General features: G+C 59.1%; 16 protein-coding genes. 4 read left to right on the top strand and 12 right to left on the bottom strand.

Features of this window, described 5'->3' with window-relative positions; genetic code table 11:
• Positions 1–2: 2 nt before the first annotated feature.
• Positions 3–1,424, bottom strand: a complete 1,422-nt coding sequence (locus WHJ28_RS03345; protein ID WP_340039727.1) for an AAA family ATPase — start codon at positions 1,422–1,424, stop codon at positions 3–5.
• Positions 1,425–1,626: 202 nt separating this feature from the next.
• On the opposite strand from WHJ28_RS03345, the gene WHJ28_RS03340 reads away from it, so the two are divergent.
• On the top strand, positions 1,627–2,580 hold the full coding sequence (locus tag WHJ28_RS03340) for an Ig-like domain-containing protein (RefSeq protein WP_340039726.1): 954 nt from the start codon (positions 1,627–1,629) through the stop codon (positions 2,578–2,580).
• Between the two features lie 289 nt (positions 2,581–2,869).
• Here WHJ28_RS03340 and WHJ28_RS03335 read toward each other — a convergent pair whose 3' ends face one another.
• Complete coding sequence (locus WHJ28_RS03335; protein WP_340039725.1) at positions 2,870–3,982, bottom strand: 5-bromo-4-chloroindolyl phosphate hydrolysis family protein; 1,113 nt, start codon at positions 3,980–3,982, stop codon at positions 2,870–2,872.
• A 365-nt stretch (positions 3,983–4,347) separates the two neighbouring features.
• Here WHJ28_RS03335 and WHJ28_RS03330 point away from each other — a divergent pair, with 365 nt between their 5' ends.
• From WHJ28_RS03330 to WHJ28_RS03320, 3 genes are all read left to right on the top strand, one after another.
• On the top strand, positions 4,348–6,228 hold the full coding sequence (locus tag WHJ28_RS03330) for a VanW family protein (RefSeq protein ID WP_340039723.1): 1,881 nt from the start codon (positions 4,348–4,350) through the stop codon (positions 6,226–6,228).
• 75 nt (positions 6,229–6,303) lie between these two features.
• Entirely contained in the window at positions 6,304–6,981 is a 678-nt protein-coding gene (locus WHJ28_RS03325; RefSeq protein ID WP_340039722.1) for a DUF2461 domain-containing protein, read from the top strand.
• 77 nt (positions 6,982–7,058) lie between these two features.
• Complete coding sequence (locus tag WHJ28_RS03320; protein WP_340039721.1) at positions 7,059–7,784, top strand: polysaccharide deacetylase family protein; 726 nt, start codon at positions 7,059–7,061, stop codon at positions 7,782–7,784.
• Positions 7,785–7,825: 41 nt separating this feature from the next.
• Here WHJ28_RS03320 and WHJ28_RS03315 read toward each other — a convergent pair whose 3' ends face one another.
• The 10 genes from WHJ28_RS03315 to WHJ28_RS03270 all read right to left on the bottom strand — a co-directional run bounded on the left by WHJ28_RS03315 (position 7,826) and on the right by WHJ28_RS03270 (position 19,943).
• Positions 7,826–9,211, bottom strand: a complete 1,386-nt coding sequence (locus WHJ28_RS03315) for a sodium-dependent transporter (protein ID WP_340039719.1) — start codon at positions 9,209–9,211, stop codon at positions 7,826–7,828.
• Between the two features lie 294 nt (positions 9,212–9,505).
• The gene (locus WHJ28_RS03310) at positions 9,506–9,754 is read right to left on the bottom strand and encodes a DUF6514 family protein (RefSeq protein ID WP_340039718.1); all 249 of its coding nucleotides are present in this window, start codon (positions 9,752–9,754) and stop codon (positions 9,506–9,508) included.
• Between the two features lie 106 nt (positions 9,755–9,860).
• Positions 9,861–10,730, bottom strand: coding sequence for a DMT family transporter (locus WHJ28_RS03305; RefSeq protein WP_340039717.1), 870 nt, complete (start codon positions 10,728–10,730; stop codon positions 9,861–9,863).
• Positions 10,731–10,846: 116 nt separating this feature from the next.
• Entirely contained in the window at positions 10,847–11,950 is a 1,104-nt protein-coding gene (acrA, locus tag WHJ28_RS03300; protein WP_340039715.1) for an acryloyl-CoA reductase electron transfer subunit beta, read from the bottom strand.
• A gap of 19 nt (positions 11,951–11,969) precedes the next feature.
• On the bottom strand, positions 11,970–12,770 hold the full coding sequence (gene acrB / locus WHJ28_RS03295; RefSeq protein ID WP_340039714.1) for an acryloyl-CoA reductase electron transfer subunit gamma: 801 nt from the start codon (positions 12,768–12,770) through the stop codon (positions 11,970–11,972).
• 24 nt (positions 12,771–12,794) lie between these two features.
• On the bottom strand, positions 12,795–13,955 hold the full coding sequence (locus tag WHJ28_RS03290; protein ID WP_340039713.1) for an acyl-CoA dehydrogenase: 1,161 nt from the start codon (positions 13,953–13,955) through the stop codon (positions 12,795–12,797).
• Positions 13,956–14,047: 92 nt separating this feature from the next.
• Positions 14,048–14,899 (bottom strand): 3-hydroxybutyryl-CoA dehydrogenase, encoded by an 852-nt coding sequence (locus WHJ28_RS03285; RefSeq protein WP_340039712.1) that lies wholly within the window; start codon positions 14,897–14,899, stop codon positions 14,048–14,050.
• Between the two features lie 556 nt (positions 14,900–15,455).
• Entirely contained in the window at positions 15,456–16,232 is a 777-nt protein-coding gene (locus WHJ28_RS03280) for an enoyl-CoA hydratase-related protein (RefSeq protein WP_204706022.1), read from the bottom strand.
• Between the two features lie 298 nt (positions 16,233–16,530).
• Positions 16,531–17,502, bottom strand: a complete 972-nt coding sequence (bsh, locus tag WHJ28_RS03275) for a choloylglycine hydrolase (RefSeq protein WP_340039711.1) — start codon at positions 17,500–17,502, stop codon at positions 16,531–16,533.
• A 134-nt stretch (positions 17,503–17,636) separates the two neighbouring features.
• On the bottom strand, positions 17,637–19,943 hold the full coding sequence (locus tag WHJ28_RS03270; RefSeq protein ID WP_340039710.1) for a vitamin B12-dependent ribonucleotide reductase: 2,307 nt from the start codon (positions 19,941–19,943) through the stop codon (positions 17,637–17,639).
• Positions 19,944–20,068: the final 125 nt, after the last annotated feature.

Below are 20,068 nucleotides of genomic sequence, written 5' to 3'. Positions count from 1 at the left end.
TTTTATGCCTTCGGCTGGTCCTCCTTCAGATCCTCCAGCGTCAGCGCCATCAGTTCCTCCTTGCCGGGAGCCTCCAGGGCGGCCACCCGGTCGGACTGGCGGGCCACCGCCCGCTCGAACAGGTTGCGCACATCCCGGGCGTTGCCGAAGTTCTCATCCCGCTCTTCATACAGAGTTTTAAAATACTCCCCGGCATACTTCTGACTCTCATCACTGAGTGTATACCCATTTTTCCCACACATGGAGCAGAAGATCTCCATGAGCTGTTCCCCATTATAATCCTCAAAATAGAAATACTTGTTGAACCGGCTCTCCAAACCGGGGTTGGCGTGGAGGAAGCGGTCCATCAGCTGGGTGTAGCCCGCCACGATGACCACCAGATCCGCCCGGTGATCCTCCATTCCCTTCAACAGAGTCTCAATCGCCTCTCTGCCAAAGTCGTTGGGGTTGTCCTGACCCGCCAGGGCGTAGGCTTCATCGATGAAGAGCACGCCCCCCAGGGCCTTCTGGATCACCTCGCTGGTCTTGATGGCGGTCTGTCCCACGAACCCGGCCACCAGACCGGATCGGTCCACCTCCACCAGCTGCCCCTTGGACAGCACGCCGATGGCCTTGTACAGCTGGGCCAGCAGCCGGGCCACCGTGGTCTTGCCGGTGCCCGGATTGCCCATGAACACCAAATGAAGGGACAGGGGCGGCACCGGCAGATCGTGCTCCTGCCGCAGCTTGCGCACCTTCACCAGGTTGACCAGGCTCTTCACGTCGGCCTTTACCTTTTCCAGGCCGCACAGCTCGTCCAGCTGGGCCATCAGCTCCTCCAGAGTAGGCTCCGGCTCCGCCGGCTTGTCCTCCTCCTTTTGCTCCACCGCCGGAGCGGTCTGAGGCGTTTGAGGGGCGGGCCTGCGGGTCACAAAGTCCCCCACGTCCAGAGGCGCCTTCTCCCCCTTCAATCCCTCCTGATCACACAGGGCGGAGAGGGCATCGGCGCACTGGTTGACAAACCCGGCCTCGGCCTCGCTGACCTGATCGTCCACCGCAGCAAAGAGCAGCAGCATCAGGGTGGTCAAATCGATAAACCGGCGGGCCAGGCCGCTGCCCGCTACCTTATCACAGGCCCGCATCCGGTTGAAAAATTCCGGCGGCCGGAATCCCGGATAACCCGCCACGGCCGAGGACAGCTCCCAAAACAGCACTGATGGGACCGGATTGCCTTTGGTGTAGATGGCGTTGTAGAATTCCACATATCTGGGGGTGAGAGAGGCTCCATCCCGCTGCCACAGACCCAGGGCGCAGGCACGAAAGAAGGGATCGGCCTCCCGGCCAAACCGCTCCCGCAGCACCTGGTCCGGGATCTGACGCCGGAACGCGGCCACAGCTTCACTGTACTGTTTATGGGCTTCCGCAGCACTGATGGAACCTTTCATACGTTCCGCCTCCCCTGCTCTCTTGCCTGCTATGATAATGTCTTGGATACGCATTATTATAGCCAATTTGTTTTGACGGTGCAACCCCGCCCATCAGTTGACATAATTGTTAAAAAACTTTTATATTTCCTGAAGTACCGTTGACGGGCCGCGCGTCGGCGTTGTACAATAGACACAAGAATGTCGATTGGAGGGATTTCCTATGGCATCCAGACGAAGCAGGGACGACCGTCCCAAAATGATCCACTGCGAATACTGCGGCGAAGACTACGCCTCTACTTATAAGCACTGCCCTTTCTGTGACGAGGTCCCGTTAGACGACGAGGAGTTTGACGGCGATGAGGATTTCTCCCACCGTGCCCGGGGCGGCAAGCGGTTGGCGACCAACACCAGAGGCGGCGGCTATGGCCGGGGCCCCTCCCCCCTCCGTCTGGTGGGGATCATTGTCTCTCTGGCTATCATCATCGCGGCGGTTATCATTGTGATCTCAGTGATCATTCCTCTGGTCACCAAGGGCGGCTCTGTGGACGATCCGCCCGGCGTGGAAAGCGTTATGCCCACCGACTCCGCCCAGCCCAGCGTGGAACCCACCGACTCCCCCGAGCCCTCGGAGACCATTCCCGCCGACCAGACCGCCACTGACTTTACCTTGAGTCTGACGGAGTTCTCCCTCAGCAACCGCTATCCCGATCCCATTACCCTGAAGGTGACCTTCATCCCCGAGGGCTCCACCGGTACCATCACCTGGACCAGCAGCAATCCCGAGGTGGTCAGCGTGGATGAGACCGGCAAGGTAAGCCCCGGCTCCAAGACGGGCAACGCCACCATCACCGCCACCATGCCCGGCGGCGTGACCCGCACCTGCCTGGTCCACAACTCGGTGACTACCGGCGGCTCCACTACCACCGGCTCCGGCTCTGGCACTACCACTACGACTCTGTCCCTGAACCGGACGGATTTCACCCTGAGCAAGACCTACCCCTCCTTCCAGGTGAAAGTGAGCGGCACCTCCTCCACCCCCGTGTGGAGCATCGGCAACAGCGCCGTGGCCACCGTGGCCTCCAACGGCACCGTGACCTATGTGGGCAAGGGCACCACCACCCTGACCTGCACCGTGGACGGCAAGACTCTGACCTGCACGGTGCGCTGCACCTGATTCAACCAACAAAGGAAGCCCCGGACGGCAGAGCCGTCCGGGGCTTCCTTTGTTTGGAGGATTCCATCTGTATCTCATCACTCGGCAGAGCCAGGTGTTGTCTTTGGTCTGCCCCCACAGCCGGGGGGCAGTCACAAGGGCGGGCCGGTCTGTTGAACGCGCTCTGGATGGCATTTGTCCTCCGCGCGCTCCCGGCGCGGCGCCCTTGCCGTCTTGCTTGGCTGTGTTTATAAGATACCACAGCCGCCCTGTCGAGTGATGGATAATTTTTGGACCTTATGTAAACGTTTTATGAAGTGCCCTTCTGTCCGAAGTCCATGCCGCCGGACAGTCCGTCCTTCTCCAGCATCCGCTCCAGCACCTCCACGTCGGCGGTGATGTCCATGGTGTCCACCTCAAAGAGGCGGTCCAGCTGCTTCTCGAAGCCGTCCACCACCTTGTCCATCATACCCTCAATGCGGGCCTTGGCGGTACGGATATTCTCCCCTTCCACGCCCTGGTCCTCCATGCGGGCGTAGGCCTTGAGGATCTTCAGGGTGGTGGGCAGATAGTAGTTGAGGAAGGAGCGCAGTTGCCCCTCCTTGCTGGGGTTCTGTTTCACATAGCCGTAGATCTTGCTGGTGATCTCGCCGATCCGGTCGATCTTGCGGCTCATCTCGGCATCATCAATGTCATCGTTGAGGCGGCGGATCTCCCGGAGCACCGCGTCGTCGTCCCGAATATCCAGAGGTTCCTCCTCATCCGCGCTCTGCTCCGGAGCCTCCTCCGCCGGTTCCGGCTCATCCTTCAGGCCCTCATCGCTGAGGATCAGCTGATAGGAGGACATATCCAGATAGCCCGCAGGCAGGATGCCTCGGTCCAGCATCTCCTGCAAATCGTTGCACGCCTTACGCACAGGCACCGGCATGGCGTGGGCCAGCTGAACCACCGACACGCTCTCCCGCCGGCCGATGAGGGCTAGATATTTCCGGAACCGTCGGATCTTGCGGGTATTGAGGGTGCCCGCCAGCATGAGAGCCAGGCCGCCTGTACACAGGCCGAGCACCGGAGACAAAACAGCCAGCGACAGTGGGAATCCCCAGATACTGTTCACCACCGGCAGTCCCGACGCGGCGGCAATACCAAAGATAATGGCCATAGCGGCGCCGCCGATGGTCATGGCCTTGCCTCTGCCAAAGCCCAATCCTCTGCCCGCCGCCCCTGCGGGTGGGGTACGAAATCCCTGGGTTCCGGGGCTGGGCCCCAGATAAGGAAATTGCGGTCTGCGTCCCAAGGCATTCAGCTTGCGGAAGAGCAGGATCAGCCCCACAAACCACAGTGGACTGACCAGCAGGATCAGCGTCACGATCCAGGAACCCAGATCTCCGTTCCCGTCCTGACGGCCGTATCGGTTATATGCCATAGATACCGCCCCTTTTTTGCAGTCTAAAGTCAAAAAACATTGTCATTCCATCACAAAAGTGTCAAAGTTTCGCTGGATATGATCTGATGGATGGGCCATGCTGTAATGGCGGACAACCGCCGATATGATCCGCCGCCCAGGTGCATATAATCATACACTGAATCGTCTTTTCTGTAAAGCGATTTCCGCCGTCGGACCATGTAACCAATCTGTAATTGCTTTTCTCATAGGAAACACCTATAATATGGGTTACTGAATCATTTTTGATGCAGCCCGGCAGTTTCTACCGTCTTTCTGGTAACCATCTGCCGGATGTTCTGCCCAGGCCATGGGCCGGGCAATCATACGAGTTGGAGTGATCGAATATGGCACAAACAGCGGGCAAGCGGACCGCTCAGGCCGAAAAGCCCAAGGGCGGTAAGATCGCCCTCATCGTGGCGCTGGCGGTGGTCGTCGTTCTGATCGGCGGCTACCTGATTCTGTGCGCCGTGGCTGGCAGCAGTACCTTCCTGCCCAATACTACCATCGCCGGAATCCCCGTTGGCGGTCAGACCCATGAGCAGGCACTGGACACCCTCAAGACCCAACTGCCTGACCGGCTCTCTCAGCTTTCCGTGCCCTTTGTGTGCGAGGGACAGGAATTCACCATCCCGGGCAGCGACGCCGCAGTGGATGACCAGGCTGTAGAATCCGCCCTCCAGGAGGCCCTGGACCATCAGTCGGGCAACTTCTTCACCCGGGGAGCCCAGTATCTTGGGTCCATCACCGGTGGGGCCCAATATTCTGTTCCCGTGATCCTGAGAGACACCCCCGCCGTTGTGACTGAGGCGGTGGAAAAATATGCTGATCCTGAGGCCCAGACCACCTGGGAGGTATCGGGTGATCAGTTGGTGTTCCACAAGGGCGTCACCGGCCGCACCATTGATGTAAACGCGCTCACCGACGCCGCCGCGGAGCGCTTCACCCAGCTGCTCAACGACAGCAATGCGGAAAACGCTCCTCTGGAGACCCAGGTCACTACCGCCCCTCCCCTGGACCCGGATTTTGATGCCATTCAGGAGGAGGTCACCGTGGAGGCAGCCGACGCCTACTTAGACAAGAGCACCAAGCAGATCGTGCCCTCTGTCACCGGCGTCAGCCTGGATAGTGCCGCTGCCAAGTCCGCTTTGGACAGTGCGGCGGAGGGCTCCGACGTCTCCGTGCCCCTGACCAAGACAGAGCCCAAAATGACCACCGCCAACCTGGAGGCCAACCTCTTTAAAGATGTGCTGGGCACCGGCACCACCAGCTGCGCCGGTCCTTCCAACCGCTGGTACAACATCGACCTGGCTGCCAGCCGGGTCAACGGCACCATCCTGCTGCCCGGCGAGGTATTCTCCTACAACGACCTGGCCGGCCCCTATACCAAATCCAGCGGCTACAGGGACGCGGGCACCTACCAGAACGGCCAGAGCATCGACGCCACCGCCGGCGGCATCTGCCAGCTCTCCTCCACCATTTACTGGGTCACCCTGAAAGCCAATTTGGAGACCGTGGAGCGATCCAAGCACGCCTTTAACGGCGGCTATATGCCGGTAATCGGCACCGACGCCACCGTCTGGAGCAACCAGATCGACTTCAAATTCAAAAACAGCACCGATTATCCCATTAAGATCGAGACCTATCAGGATAGGAACCACAAGCTCCACGTCACCATCTACGGCACCGACAGCACCGGCATCCATGGAGAGCCCTATTCTGTCACCGTTTCCACCATCCCCTATAAAAACACCTATAAACCTGATCCCAACCACCCCGCTGGCGCCGAACCCAAGCGCGACCCCAATTACTCCCGCTACAACGGCGTGACGGTGGATGTGTATCAGAAGCTGGTAGATAAGAACGGCAACACGGTAGATACCATTTTCCTCTACCGCAACAGCTATAAGTCCTCCGACGCGGTGTACTATTATAACCCCGCCGACGCGGCCCGCTGGGGCATTGATCCTTCCACCGGTCTGAAAACGCTGACTCCGGTGGAACCCACGCCTACCGCCACGCCGTCGGCCACACCCAGCGCCACACCCTCCGCAACGCCCAGTGCAACCCCGTCGGCTACTCCCACGGCCACGCCTACCGCTACGCCGTCGGCAACGCCCAGCCCGGCGCCCAGTGCCATTCCCACACCGGAGCCCACACCTACCACCGGCCCCGGTATGCCGCCTGAAGAGAGTGTGCCGCCCGTATCAGAGTCCCCCGCGGCCTGACCGTACCCTTCTGCAAGGCCCCCCGCCCGGCGGGGGGCCTTGCTTGCCCAAATACGAAATGAGAAAGGAATCACTATGTTTGAAGGATTTTCTGGGTCCACCGTGGACTTTATGTGGGGCATCCGCTTTAACAATGAAAAGTCCTGGTTTGAGGCCCACAAGGAGGAGTACCTCACCCACTTCCAGCGCCCCATGAAGGAACTGGCCAATGAGGTCTACGCCCGTTTTCTGGACAAGCACCCCGACCTGGATCTGGTGTGCAAGGTCTCCCGCATCTACCGGGATGCCCGGCGGCTCTTTGGCCGGGGCCCCTACAAGGACCACCTGTGGATGAGTCTGGTCCGCCCCCATGTGGAGCCCGGCTCCGAGCCGGTGTTCTGGTTTGAACTGGAACCGGAGGGCTGGTCCTGCGGCATGGGCTTCTGGATGGCTCCCGCGGTGACTATGGCCAAATTCCGGGCCCGGATGGACCGGGACCCCAAGCCCATGGAACAGCTGGCCCGCCGTCTCAATAAACAGGACCGGTTTATTCTGGAAGGCACGGACTACAAGCGCCCCAAGACCGCTCCCTCCCCTCTGCTCCAGCCTTGGTACAGCAAAAAGAGCTTTGCTCTCTCCCACAGCGCCCCTCATCAGGAGCTGCTGTGGAGTCATGAACTGGCCGATGTCCTGGTGGACAGCTACGAATTCCTGCTGCCCTATTACCAGTATATCCTTTCCCTCAGCGGCGATCCCGATCCCCGCCAGGCCTGATTAACAGATTTTGTGTGAAAACTTCCCCATCGCCCCGCACATACTAACCACACAACGGTGAAATGGGGGCGAGGGGCGTGAGTCAGCGTCAAAAGCGGTGGATGGTAGTCCTTCTGGCAGTGTCTCTGGTCTGTCTGACCTTCTCCATGCAGGCCCGTCAGAACGCGTTATCTGTTGACGCCCCCACTCAGCTGCCTCAGCAAAAACTCATCGCACTTACCTTTGATGACGGGCCCCGCCGCTCCACCACCACCCGTCTGCTGGACGGACTGGCGGAGCGAGGCGTAAAGGCCACCTTTTTCCTCATTGGCCGCCAGATTACTGATAATGCTGACGTGGTGGAACGGATGGACCGGGAGGGCCACCAGATCGGCATCCATACTTTTGATCATGTGCAGCTCACAGACCTGAACCAGACAGATTTTGACGCCCAGGTGGCGTCCACCCGCACCCTGCTGAAGGACCTGTTAGGTCACAACGATTTTCTCCTCCGTCCGCCCTACGGCAAATGGGACGAGGGCGTAAAAAAGCGGGCAGGCTGTCCCATCATCCTGTGGTCCATTGACCCGGAAGACTGGGACGACAAAAACACCGACCGGGTGGTAAAAGAAGTTGTGTCCCAGGCCCGTGACGGCGGCATCATCCTGCTCCACGACATCTATCCAGAATCGGTGGACGCCGCGCTGCAAATTGTGGATAAACTCCACGCTCAGGGCTACTACTTCTGCACCATTGACCAGCTCTTTGCCGTCCGGGGATTCTCGCTGAAGCCCGGCCAGGTATATCGGAGCGCCTATCCTTGAACAGAAAAGGACCTGCCTCACGGCAGGTCCTTTTTGCAGCTTTATGCGAATTTCTCAATATAGCCCATGACAAAGATGATGAGAACGATGATGGGCACCACCACGGTGAAATACAGCCGCAGCCTGGCGGGAAATCGCACGCCCCTGCCCTGATCGGCCTCGGCCAGGAAGCCGTCGAAGCCCCAGGCAACCTTTTTGGACAGGCAGCAGAAGAGCAGATAGATCACAGAACCAATGGGCAGCAGGTTGTTGCTCACCAGGAAATCCTCAAAGTCCATGATTCCCATACCCAGGATCTGAATGGAGCTCCACAGGTTGTTGCCCAGCAGGCAGGGCAGGCTGAGCAGGAAGATGAGCACCAGGTTGATGGCCACCGCCTTACCACGGGACACCCCCCACTTGTCCATCCAGCAGGCAAGAATGTTCTCAAACACAGCGGTGATGGTGGACAGGGCGGCAAAAAACAGGAACACAAAGAACAGAGCGCCCCACAGCCGTCCGCCGGGCATGGCGTTAAACACGTTGGGCAGGGTCACAAAAATCAGCTTGGAACCGGCGTCTGGATTAACGCCGAAGGCAAAGGCAGAGGGGAAGATGATCAGGCCGGACACAAAAGCCACGCAGGTATCCAGGATGCCCACGCTGATGGTCTCGCCGAAGAGGCGGCGGTCCTTGCCGATGTAGCTGCCGAAGATAGCCATGGCGCCAATGCCCAGGCTCAGGGTAAAGAAGGCCTGTCCCATGGCGGCGTAGATGGCCTCAGCCAACCGGAAGTTGCCGTTGGCGTCGTACATCAGGTTGTCAAAGTTGGGTACCAGGTAGAACTCCAGGCCCTTGATGGCGCCTGGCAGAGTGATGGCCCGGATCGCCAGGATCACCAGCAGACAGAGCAGGCAGAGCATCATAAATTTGTTGGCCTTCTCCACACCGTTGCGCAGACCCCGGCTGCAGATCACCATGCCCAGCACGATTACGATAGCCATAAAGAGCAGCTGCATCCCAGGCTCAGCCACCATGCCGCCAAAGGTCTGCTCCACGCCCGCCTTATCCAGGCCCTCAAACTGACCGGCAGCGATTTTGAAGAAGTACATCAGCAGCCAGCCGGCAATGGTGGTGTAGAACATCATCAGCAGATAGTTGCCCGCCATACCGAACCAGCCATACCAATGCCACTTGGTGCCCTTGGGCTCCAACTCCTGGAAGGACACAATAATGCTTTTCCGGCTGGCCCGGCCCACGGCAAACTCCATCGCCATGATGGGCAGGCCCATGGCCACCAGAAACACCAGATAAATCAGCACAAAGGCGGCGCCGCCATACTGTCCCACGATGTAGGGGAAACGCCAGACGTTGCCCAGGCCGATGGCGCATCCGGCGGAAATAAGCACGAAGCCCAGCCGGGACGCAAAGGTCTCTCTCTCTTTCACAATTTTTCCTCCTTGGCTTGGCCACCCGGCGGCGGCCTTCTGAGCCGGTTCTGCCAGAGAGCCGGCCCCGCTGTTCTCTCGGAAGGAACCGCCCTCCACAAAGAGAATTCCCGCGGTCCTCACCGCGGGAAACAAGCTGCTTTTCCGTTCAAACAGTACATTTTGTCCTTTTTCCTTTAAACGCCTGTGAAAACGGTGCGTAAAGCAGTTGATTCAGCAGACATTATCATAGCCGATTTTATCAGCTCTGTCAATGCAAAGCGCTACATTGATCTGCATTATTATCCATTTTTCTTACAGCCAATCCTCTACTACGTCCCGCAGCGTCACCGGCGACACCTGATTGCGGCAGACCAGCTCGGCCAATTCATCAATGCGCCCGGCGCTCACCGTGATGTTGGGTACCGTCTGACTGTCACCATCCGGTCCAGTCACCTTGATGCCGTAGCTCTCGCAGCACAGCCCTCCTACCGCCATCTCATCCACCAAAATAGCATAGCGGTATCCACAGCCCTGCGGGCTCTCCAGCAGCAGCTCTCGCATAGCGCGCTCCCCCTTTGTGCGTTTCTATGACTCAATTATACAACTTTACCATAAATTGTAAAGTTTTACCGTTCGTATTTTTTCGTCAGAAATCGCCTTATGGTGGTCAGGCCAGCTTTCGCTCTGCCCAAGTATAAAGGAGCACCGCACCCAGAATAATGGCCGCACCCAACAGCTGCGCAGGGGTGGGGATCTCTCCAAACAGGGGAACTGCCATGGCGCCGGAGAACACCGGCTCGCACAGCTTGACCGCCGATACATAGGCGGGGGACAAATATTTCAGACACCAGCTGAACAGACTGTGGCCCATGAGTGTGCACAGCACAGCCAGTCCCAGGCCAATGAGCCACTCCCGGCCTCCATAACCCACCAAGGGCGTACCGCTGACAATGGCCATGACCAATAGGGTAAGGAAGCAGGCCAGGTAGGTCAAAAAGGTATAAATCGTGGTAGAAAGGTATCCTCTTTGTATTCTTCCAATCAAAGTATACAGAGCGACAAAGAATGCAGCCGTCAGCGCCAGGATATTGCCGTATAAAACGCTGTCCTGGCCGCCTCCTGCCAGAGCCAGTACCGCGCTGCCGCCAAAAGCCAGCAGGATGGAGACTACCCCCAAGGGTGGAATTTTCCCTTTCAGGAACAGGGCAAAGCCCAGGGCCGTAAAAATTACCTCTGTACTTACCAGCACGGTGGACACCGCCACGCCGGTCCACTTCAGGGACTCAAACCAGGTGAGGAAATGAAGGGCCAAACAGACCCCGCTGATCGTACACAGTAGTACATCCTTACCCCGCACTCGCTTTAGTTCTTGCCGGAATTTGGTAAGCACCGCCGGCAGCAACAGCAGCACCGTCCAGCCCAGGCGGTAAACCGCGGTAATGACCGAAGGGGCCAGGGAATAGCGCACCAGGATAGCGGAGATAGAAATCCCCAGCACGCCCAGCAGCAGTACACTGTTGGGATGGCGTTCCAGCATTTTTCTCACCTCCTCACGGCTTATCAGTATATCCCATTCTGCCTTCTTCCGCAATCATGCTCCGCATAAAAAATCACCGGCTGGAATCCAGCCGGTGATTTTGGATGTAAGAAATCTTACTTGGAAGCCTTGGCAGCCCGGATGGCCTCGATGAGCATGGGAGTAACCTTGTACAGGTCGCCCACGATGCCGTAAGAAGCCACGTCGAAGATAGGAGCGGAATCGTTCTTGTTCACAGCGATGATGCACTCGGAGTCCTGCATACCAGCCAGGTGCTGGATGGCGCCGGAGATACCCAGAGCAACATAGATGCGGGGATGAACGGTCTTGCCGGTCTGACCGACCTGGTGGTCGGCGGTGATCCAGCCAGCGTCCACGCAGGCACGGGAGGAGCCCACAACGCCGCCCAGGACGGAAGCCAGCTCCTCAGCCAGCTTGATGCCGCCCTCAACGTCCTTGCTGATGCCGCGGCCCACGGAGACCACCACGTCAGCGCCGATCAGGTCCACCAGCTTCTTGGCGGCCTTCTTGACCTCCAGCACCTCAACATGGATGTCGGACTTGTCCAGCTTGACGTCCACGTTCTCGATGACGGTCTTGGCAGCACCGGCCTCGTCGTAGGGCTGGGTCTGCATCACGCCGGGACGGACGGTGGACATCTGGGGACGGAAGCGGGGGCAGATAATGGTGGCCATCAGGTGACCGCCGAAAGCAGGACGGGTCATCTTCAGGTTGGTGTTCTCCTCGAACACGGTGTTGTCCACGTCGATGGTGGAGGTGGTCTTCAGGAACTCCTTGTACTTGGCCACGTCCACATCCAGGTGGGTACAGTCGGCGGTCAGACCGGTGTGCAGCCGGGCAGCGCAGCGGGGGCCCAGGTCACGGCCGATGTTGGTGGCGCCGATGAGGAAGATCTCGGGCTTCTTGTCCTCCACCAGGTCGCAGATGACCTTGGTGTAGGCGTCGGTGGTGTAAACGTCCAGCAGCTCGTGGTTGCAGTAGTACACCTTGTCGGCGCCATAGCCGCCCAGAGCCTTCAGGTACTCTTCCTTGATGTCCTTGCCCAGGACCACGCCGCACAGCTCAACGCCCAGGTCGTTGGCCAGCTTACGGCCCTCGGAGAGGAGCTGATAGCTGGTGGACATGATAACGCCCTCGCGCTGCTCGCAGAAAACCCATACGCCCTTGAAGGCGGCGGTATCGCTACTATTGAAAGCCATTCTATTGCTCTCCTTTCAATCAGATAATGTGCTTGTCGTTGAGGATGGAGACCAGCTTGTCAACGGTCGCCTTGTCGGCGCCCTCCATCATCATACCGGCGCCCTTCACCGGGGGAGAGAAGGACTTGTACACATTCGTGGGAGAGCCCTTCAGGCCGATGGTAGTAACATCAATCAGGGGATCGTCCTTCAGAGTCTCATAGTTGTAGACTTCCAGAGGCTTCTGGTAGCACTCCATGATGCCGCCCACGCTCATGTAGCGGGCGTCGTTGAGCTCCTTCACGCAGGTCAGCAGGCAGGGGGTCTGGACCTTGATGGTCATGTAGCCGTCCTCCAGCAGACGCTTGACAGTGACGTCCTTACCCTCCACAGCGATCTCAGCAACATAGGAGACCTGGGGCAGGTTCAGCTTCTCAGCGATCTGGGGACCAACCTGGGCGGTATCGCCGTCGATGGCCTGACGGCCGCAGAACACGATATCGCCTTCCTCCACGCCGATCTTCTTGATGGCAGCGGCCAGGATCTGAGAAGTGGCGTAAGTATCGCTGCCACCAAACTCACGGGCGGAGACCAGAACGGCCTCGTCGCAGCCCATGGCCAGCAGCTCGCGGAGCATACCCTCGGCGGGCGGGGGGCCCATGGAGACCACAACCACCTTGCAGCCGGTAGCGTCCTTGATGCGCAGGGCGGCCTCAACAGCAGCCAGGTCGTCGTGGTTGGTGATGGTGGCCATGGCGGCACGGTCCATGGTGCCGTCTTCCTTCACCGCCACCACACCGGAGGTATCAGGTACCTGCTTGACACAAACGATGCATTTCATATCGTAATTTTCCCTCCAGTTCCTTTAGTTCACGCCCAGGTTGGCAGAAATGACCATCCGCTGGACCTCGCTGGTGCCCTCGTAGATCTCGGTGATCTTGGCGTCGCGCATCATGCGCTCCACGGGGTACTCACGGGTGTAGCCGTAGCCGCCGAACAGCTGCACGCAGCGGCGGGTCACGTCGCTGGCGGTCTCAGCGGCAAACAGCTTGGCCATGGCAGCGTCCACGGTGTAGGGCTCGTGGTTCTGCTTCTTCATAGCGGCGGAGTAGACCAGCCACTTGGCGGCCTCGGTCCGGGCATGCATATCGGCCAGCTGGAACTGGGTGTTCTGGAACTGGGAAATGCGGCGGCCGAACTGAACACGCTCCTTGGTGTACTTGATGGTCTCCTCGATGGCGCCCTCAGCCAGGCCCAGAGCCTGAGAGGCGATGCCGATACGGCCGCCGTCCAGGGTCTTCATGGCGATGCCGAAGCCCTTACCCTGCTTGCCCAGCAGACGGTCAGCGGGGATGACGCAGTCCTCCATGATCAGTTCACAGGTGGAGGAACCCTTGATGCCCATCTTCTTCTCGTGCTTGCCCACGGAGAAGCCGGGATCGGTGCGCTCCACGATGAAGGCGGAGATCTCCTTCTTCTTGCGGCCGCGCTTGTCGGTGGACACGCCGGTGATGGCGAAGATCACGAACACATTGGCATAGCCGGCGTTGGTGATGAAGATCTTGGAGCCGTTGAGCACCCAGTTGCCGTTCTCATCCTTCACGGCGGTGGTCTGCTGACCCTGGGCGTCGGTGCCGGCGCCGGGCTCGGTCAGACCGAAGGCGCCGATCCACTCGCCGGAGCACAGCTTGGGCAGATACTTCATCTTCTGCTCCTCGGTGCCGTTCTCATAGATGGGAGCGCAGCACAGGGAGGTGTGAGCGGAGATGATAACGCCGGTGGTACCACAGACCTTGCTCATCTCCTCAACGGCCATGACGTAGGACAGAACATCCGCGCCGGCGCCGCCGTACTCCTTGGGGAAATAGATGCCCATCATGCCCAGCTTGGCCATCTTTTTGACGGTCTCCTCGGGGAACGCCTCGTTCTCGTCCACCCACTCAGCCAGGGGCTTGACTTCGTTTTCGGCAAAGTCACGGTACATCTTGCGGAGCATTTCCTGCTCTTTGGAAAGGTGCAGATCCATTTGTTGCCTTCCTCCTAGATATGTATTTCACAACGGGCGGGCGGGAGTTTTTGGGCTCCCGCCCGTCGTTTTGCGCAGTATGGATGAGCTTCTTACTTCTTGGTGTAGTCGTAGAAGCCGATGCCGGTCTTGCGGCCCAGCTTGCCGGCGCGCACCATCTTCCGCAGCAGCAGAGAGGCGCGGTACTTGGGATCGTGAGTCTCGTTGTACAGGGTGTCCATGATGGCCAGGCACACGTCCAGGCCGATCAGATCGCCCAGAGCCAGGGGGCCCATGGGATGGTTGCAGCCCAGCTTCATGGCGGTGTCAATGCCCTCGGCGGTAGCCACGCCGGTGTACAGCAGATCGATGCCCTCGTTGATCATGGGGATCAGGATCTTGTTGACCACGAAGCCGGGGGCCTCGTTCACCTCAACAGGCTCCTTACCGATGGCCACGGAGATATCGTGTACGGCCTGATAGGTCTCATCGGAGGTGTGGGCACCCCGGATGACCTCCACCAGCTTCATCACGGTGGCGGGGTTAAAGAAGTGCATACCGATGAACTTGTCGGGGCGCTTGGTAGCGGCGGCAATGGCGGTGATGGAGATGGAAGAGGTATTGGAGGCCAGAATGGTCTCAGGCTTGCAGATGCTGTCCAGCTCGGCAAAGATGCTCTTCTTAATGTCCAGGTTCTCCACAGCGGCTTCCACCACCAGGTCGGCGTCGGCGGCCAGGCCCATATCGGTGGTAAAGGTCATGTGGCTCAGCAGCTCGGCCTTGCCGGCCTCGTCCATCTTGCCCTTGGACACCAGCTTGTCCAGGCCCTTGTTCAGGCGGGCCTCGGAGGCCTTGATGATGTCGTCATTGATGTCGCGCACCACAACGTCAAAGTTCTTCTTGGCAAAGGCCTGGGCGATATCCAGGCCCATGGTACCACTGCCGATTACAACAATCTTCTTCATAGCAGAAAACCTCTTTTCAATCTTTTTGATGAAGATATTCCAAATCTGGTCAGACGGATTTGCAATTACTGGTGCCATAACTCATGTACGGTGCCGGAAAATTTTCCGGTCAGCTTACTTGTTCTGGAAATGCTTCTCAGCGCGCTTCTCCAGGAAAGCGCCCATGCCATCCCCCCACCCGGTGCTGCGCACCGCGCGGGGACCCCATGATCTCACTCAAATCGCCGGAAGTGAATTCCGTCGATTTCAAGGTTTTGGCCACAGGCCAAAACGCTTGACGGCGCAAGCGCCGGGGACTCAGCCATGGGCCGGGTAAGTACTCACTTCCGGTCAGCTTACTTGTTCTGGAAGTGCTTCTCAGCGCGCTTCTCCAGGAAAGCGCCCATGCCATCCCCCCACCCGGTGCTGCGCACCGCGCGGGGACCCCATGATCTCACTCAAATCGCCGAAAGTGAATTCCGTCGATTTCAAGGTTTTGGCCACAGGCCAAAACGCTTGACGGCGCAAGCGCCGGGGACTCAGCCATGGGCCGGGTAAGTACTCACTTCCGGATAGCCTACTTATTCTGGAAGTGCTTCTCAGCGCGCTTCTCCAGGAAAGCGCCCATGCCTTCGTCCTTGTCGGCGGTGCCGCAGCAGACGCCGAAAGCCTCGGCCTCGAAGGCGGAGCCGGTGGCGATGTCGGTCTGCATACCCATGCGGATGCAGCGCTTGGACTCCTGCACGGCGATCTGAGCGTTGGCGCAGATGGCGTTGGCCAGCTCCATGGCCTTATCCATCAGCTCCTCGGCGGGATAGACCTCGCTGACCAGGCCGATGGCCTTGGCCTCGTCGGCCTTGATGACCTTGGCGGTCAGGATCAGCTCCATGGCCTTGGAGATGCCCACGATGCGGGGCAGCCGCTGAGTACCGGCAAAGCCAGGGGTGATACCCAGGCCCACCTCGGGCTGACCAAACTTGGCCTTCTCACTGGCCAGACGGATATCGCAGGCCATGCTCAGCTCACAGCCGCCGCCCAGAGCAAAACCGTTGATGGCGGCAATGACCGGCTTGGCCATATTCTCCAGCTTCAGGAACACACCGCCGCCGTGCACGCCGAACTTCTTGCCGTCGATGGAAGAGAAGTTCTTCATCTCGCCGATGTCAGCGCCCGCCACAAAGGAACGGCCCGCGCCGGTGAGGATCATCACATAGATCTCGTCGTCGGCAGCCACCTGATCGATGACCGCGTCCAGATCGCTCAGAACCTGGCTGTTCAGCGCGTTCAGCGCCTCCTGCCGGTCAATGGTCACCACGCCAACGTGGCCCTGCTTTTCCAGCTTCACAAAACCCATTTGTTCTGCCTCCTTGTCCTGTACCTATCTAGAATTGTTATATTTTTAACAAGTTCTCACCTAATAAGTATAACGCACTGCCGCCCAACAGGCAAGTAAAATGCAAGAGAATTTCGTTATTTTTTTATCAATGATTATAGCCAATATGCACAATCATTTTTTAGAAAGCCGCCTTAACTCTCAGCCGATTTGGCAAACCGAATGGTTTTCAGCCTTGTTTCCCCTCTTTTTCCCCTTGAGAGAGAACACAGCATTTAGGCAATGTGTACAAGCGCCGGGGCAGAAGCCCCGGCCGGGCTCACGGTATGAAGCGGAACTGCTGTTCCGTCACCAGAGGATGGCAGATCAGTTTTTCTTCCTCCCGCTTCTCCTCATCCATGGACACCGCGGTGATCTGACTATTATCATAGGTTTTGTAGTAATAGGTGCCTGTCCGGCCGTCGATGCAGCAGGAGTAGTCGGTGATGTCCCACTTCCCCTCCGGCGTCCGCACCGCCCCCCGGGGCATGGCCACGGCGTCCAGAATGTGAAAGACCTGGCTGACGCTGGAGACCTCGTCCCGCTTACAGTCGCTGTTCCACTTGAGGAAGGCCGCACGAATGAAACGGGAGGCGGGCGACCAGTCGCCTGGCAGTCCCAACGTGCCCATACCCTGGCCAAAGGGATGCAGCTCCACACCTCCGAAGCGATTCTCAGGCTGAGCTGCGGACAGGCCCATATACTGGTTCAGATTGGTCAGATGGAAATCGAAGGTGGGATTGTTTGTGAGCACCCCCACCGGGTCCTCAAACAGCTTTAAGCCGTCGGCCATGGGTTCTATCACCAGGGCCCGCTTTCCGTCGGCCAGGTGCCAGTGGAGGGGTGCATTGGGCATCTGCGGTGCAAAGGGCGTATCCATAATACGGGCGGAGCGCAGCTTTTCCTCTGCCTGATCCACGCTGTCGCAGCTGCCCAGCAGCCAGGGGATCAGCTCATAGGGGGCAGCGGGAGTGCCGTTTTCCGGGCCGCAGGGATAGCAGGCATTTCCGGGAAAGTTAAGTCCCGCCATATAGAGGCCCTTCTCGTTGACACCCTCTGCATAGAGGGGATATCCCTCCGCCACTGTGGCCATGCCGATGATGGCATGGTGTTTCTCCAGGGCTGGCATGGCTCGAAAGGAAAACGGGTAATTGCGGGGGGTAATGACCACCTGCTGGCCAAACTGATATTCCAGATCCAGATTTCGCCCGAAATAGGTATGGTCTGTGGTAAAGGTCAGACTGGTACACATGGCTGACGCCTCCTAATATTCAAATGGAACGCCTGCCGGCGTTTTCTTTAGTGTGACTGTTCCCGCCGCAGGCTATCCCAACGCGGTTGGAAAAAGGGCCTGCCGCGGGGAACCGCGACAGGCCCTTGCCTATTTTAGCCGCACTTGGAGTAGCCGCAGTCACGGCAGGTGACGCAGCCGCCTTCGTGCTCCAGCTTCGCCCCGCACTCAGGGCAGAACTTGGCCAATTTGGCCTCGGCAGGAGTCATGCCTGGCCGGGGAATGGGAGCCGCAGCCTTGGTCGCCGCGCTGATGGGGGCGGGAGCGGGCTCAAGGTTGCCCTTGGACACCTTGAGCACCTTCTCCAGAGCCTTGGCAATGGCGTCGGGACAGGAGGTCACCGGCACACCGGCCTGCCGCAGGCAGGAGGGGCAGCGAATGCCCTTGAGCTGCTGGATGATCTCCTTGGGGTCCATACCGGAACGGATGCCCACGCTGACCAGCCGCGCGGTGGCCTCAGACTGGCTGGGGCAGCCGCCGGCCCGACCGGTGTTGGTAAACACCTCGCAAATGCCGTTCTCGTCATAATTGACCGTAATATAGAGGTTACCGCAGCCGATGCGCACCTTCTCGGTGAAGCCGGTGGTCACAGCCGGACGGGGCCTGGGCTGGATGTGACCATAGGCCTCCTGAGGCACCTGGCACTCCTCACACACCCGGCCGGTGGGGGCGGGAGCGGCCTGCTTACCATCGTTGACCTTACCGATGTTGAGCACCTGCTCGTTGCGGCTGCCGTCCCGGTAGATGGTGGTGCCCTTACAGCCCAGGGTGTAGGCCAGGCGGTAGACCTCGGCCACCTCAGCCTTGGTGGCGGAGTTAGGGAAGTTCACCGTCTTGCTGACGGCGTTGTCGGTGTACTGCTGGAAGGCAGCCTGCATCTTTACGTGCCAAATGGGGGAAACGTCGTGTGCGCACACAAAGACCCGCTTGATCTCCTCGGGGATGCCGTCCACATGGGCCAGGGAGCCCTGCTCCACGATCTCGCGCATCAGCTCCTCGGAGTAGATCCCCGCCTCCACCAGCTTGTCCTTCAGGATCTGGTTGGTCTCGATGAGGTGGGTGTTGTCCATGACGTTGCGGATATAGGCATAGGCAAACACCGGCTCCACACCGGAGGACACGCCGGCGATGATGGACAGAGTGCCGGTAGGCGCAATGGTAGTGACCGTAGCATTGCGGATGGGCTTGCCATTCTTATAGATGCTCTGCTCAAAGAGAGGGAAGGCGCCCCGGCTCTCGGCCAGCTTCTCGCTCTCCTGGTGGCCGATGGTATTGATGGTGTCCATGATCTCCTGGGCCAGAGCCACGCCCTCCTCGCTATTGTAGGGCACGCCCATGTAGAGGAGCATATCGGCAAAGCCCATCACGCCCAGGCCGATCTTGCGGGTGGAGCGGGTCATCTTGTCAATCTCAGGCAGAGGATACTGATTGACCTCAATGACGTTGTCCAGGAAGTGGACGGCGGTGCGGATGGTCTTTTCCAGCTTGGCCCGATCCAGCACCCAGCCCGCCACCGTCCTGGTGATGTGGTTGACCAGGTTGATGGAGCCCAGATTGCAGCTCTCATAGGGCAGCAGGGGCTGCTCGCCGCAGGGGTTGGTGGACTCGATCTGGCCCTGGCTGGGCACCGCGTTGTCCCGGTTGAGCCGGTCCAGGAAGATGATGCCGGGCTCACCGGTCTGCCAGGCGGAGGTGACGATGGTATCAAAGACCTCCCGGGCCTTCAGCTGGCCCACCACCCGACCGGTGGCCGGGTCCACCAGATCATACATCCCGTCGGCGCTCACCGCCTCCATAAAGGCCTCGGTAATGCCCACGGAGATGTTGAAGTTGGTGATCTCGGAGGTATCGTTCTTACAGGTAATAAAGTCCATAATGTCGGGGTGATCCACCCGGAGGATGCCCATGTTGGCGCCCCGGCGGGTACCGCCTTGCTTCACCGCCTCGGTGGCGGCGTTAAACACCTTCATAAAGGAGATGGGGCCGCTGGCCACACCGCCGGTGGAGTTGACGGTAGAGCCCTTGGGACGCAGCCGGGAGAAGGAGAACCCGGTGCCGCCGCCGCTCTTGTGGATGAGGGCAGCGTTCTTGATGGCATCAAAGATGTCCTCCATAGAGTCGGCCACCGGCAGCACAAAGCAGGCGGACAGCTGCCCCAGAGGGCGGCCGGCATTCATCAGGGTGGGGGAGTTGGGCAAAAAGTCCAGGTTGGTCATCATCTCATAGAATTCCGCCGCTGTGGCCACCACATCGGCCTTGGGATCAAAGTGGCGGTCGCCCTCGGCCACCGCGTTGGCCACTCGGCGGAACAGCCCGTCCACAGTCTCGGTAGGGTTCCCCTGCTCATCACGGGCCAGGTAGCGCCGCTCCAGCACGGCCTTGGCGTTTTCAGAAATGGGCATATCGAATCTCTCCTCTGAGTTAATATCATGTGTAAGCACAAGATATTGTATCATGAAAAACGCCCATGTCAATATACTGTCTCTTTCTTGCCCTTCCTCCCTGTTCCTGTTATAATACTGCCTGA

Origin of the sequence: Flavonifractor porci, from assembly GCF_037572415.1 — a bacterium.
Lineage (GTDB): Bacteria > Bacillota > Clostridia > Oscillospirales > Oscillospiraceae > Flavonifractor > Flavonifractor porci.
This window is presented reverse-complemented; position numbering and strand designations above follow the sequence as displayed.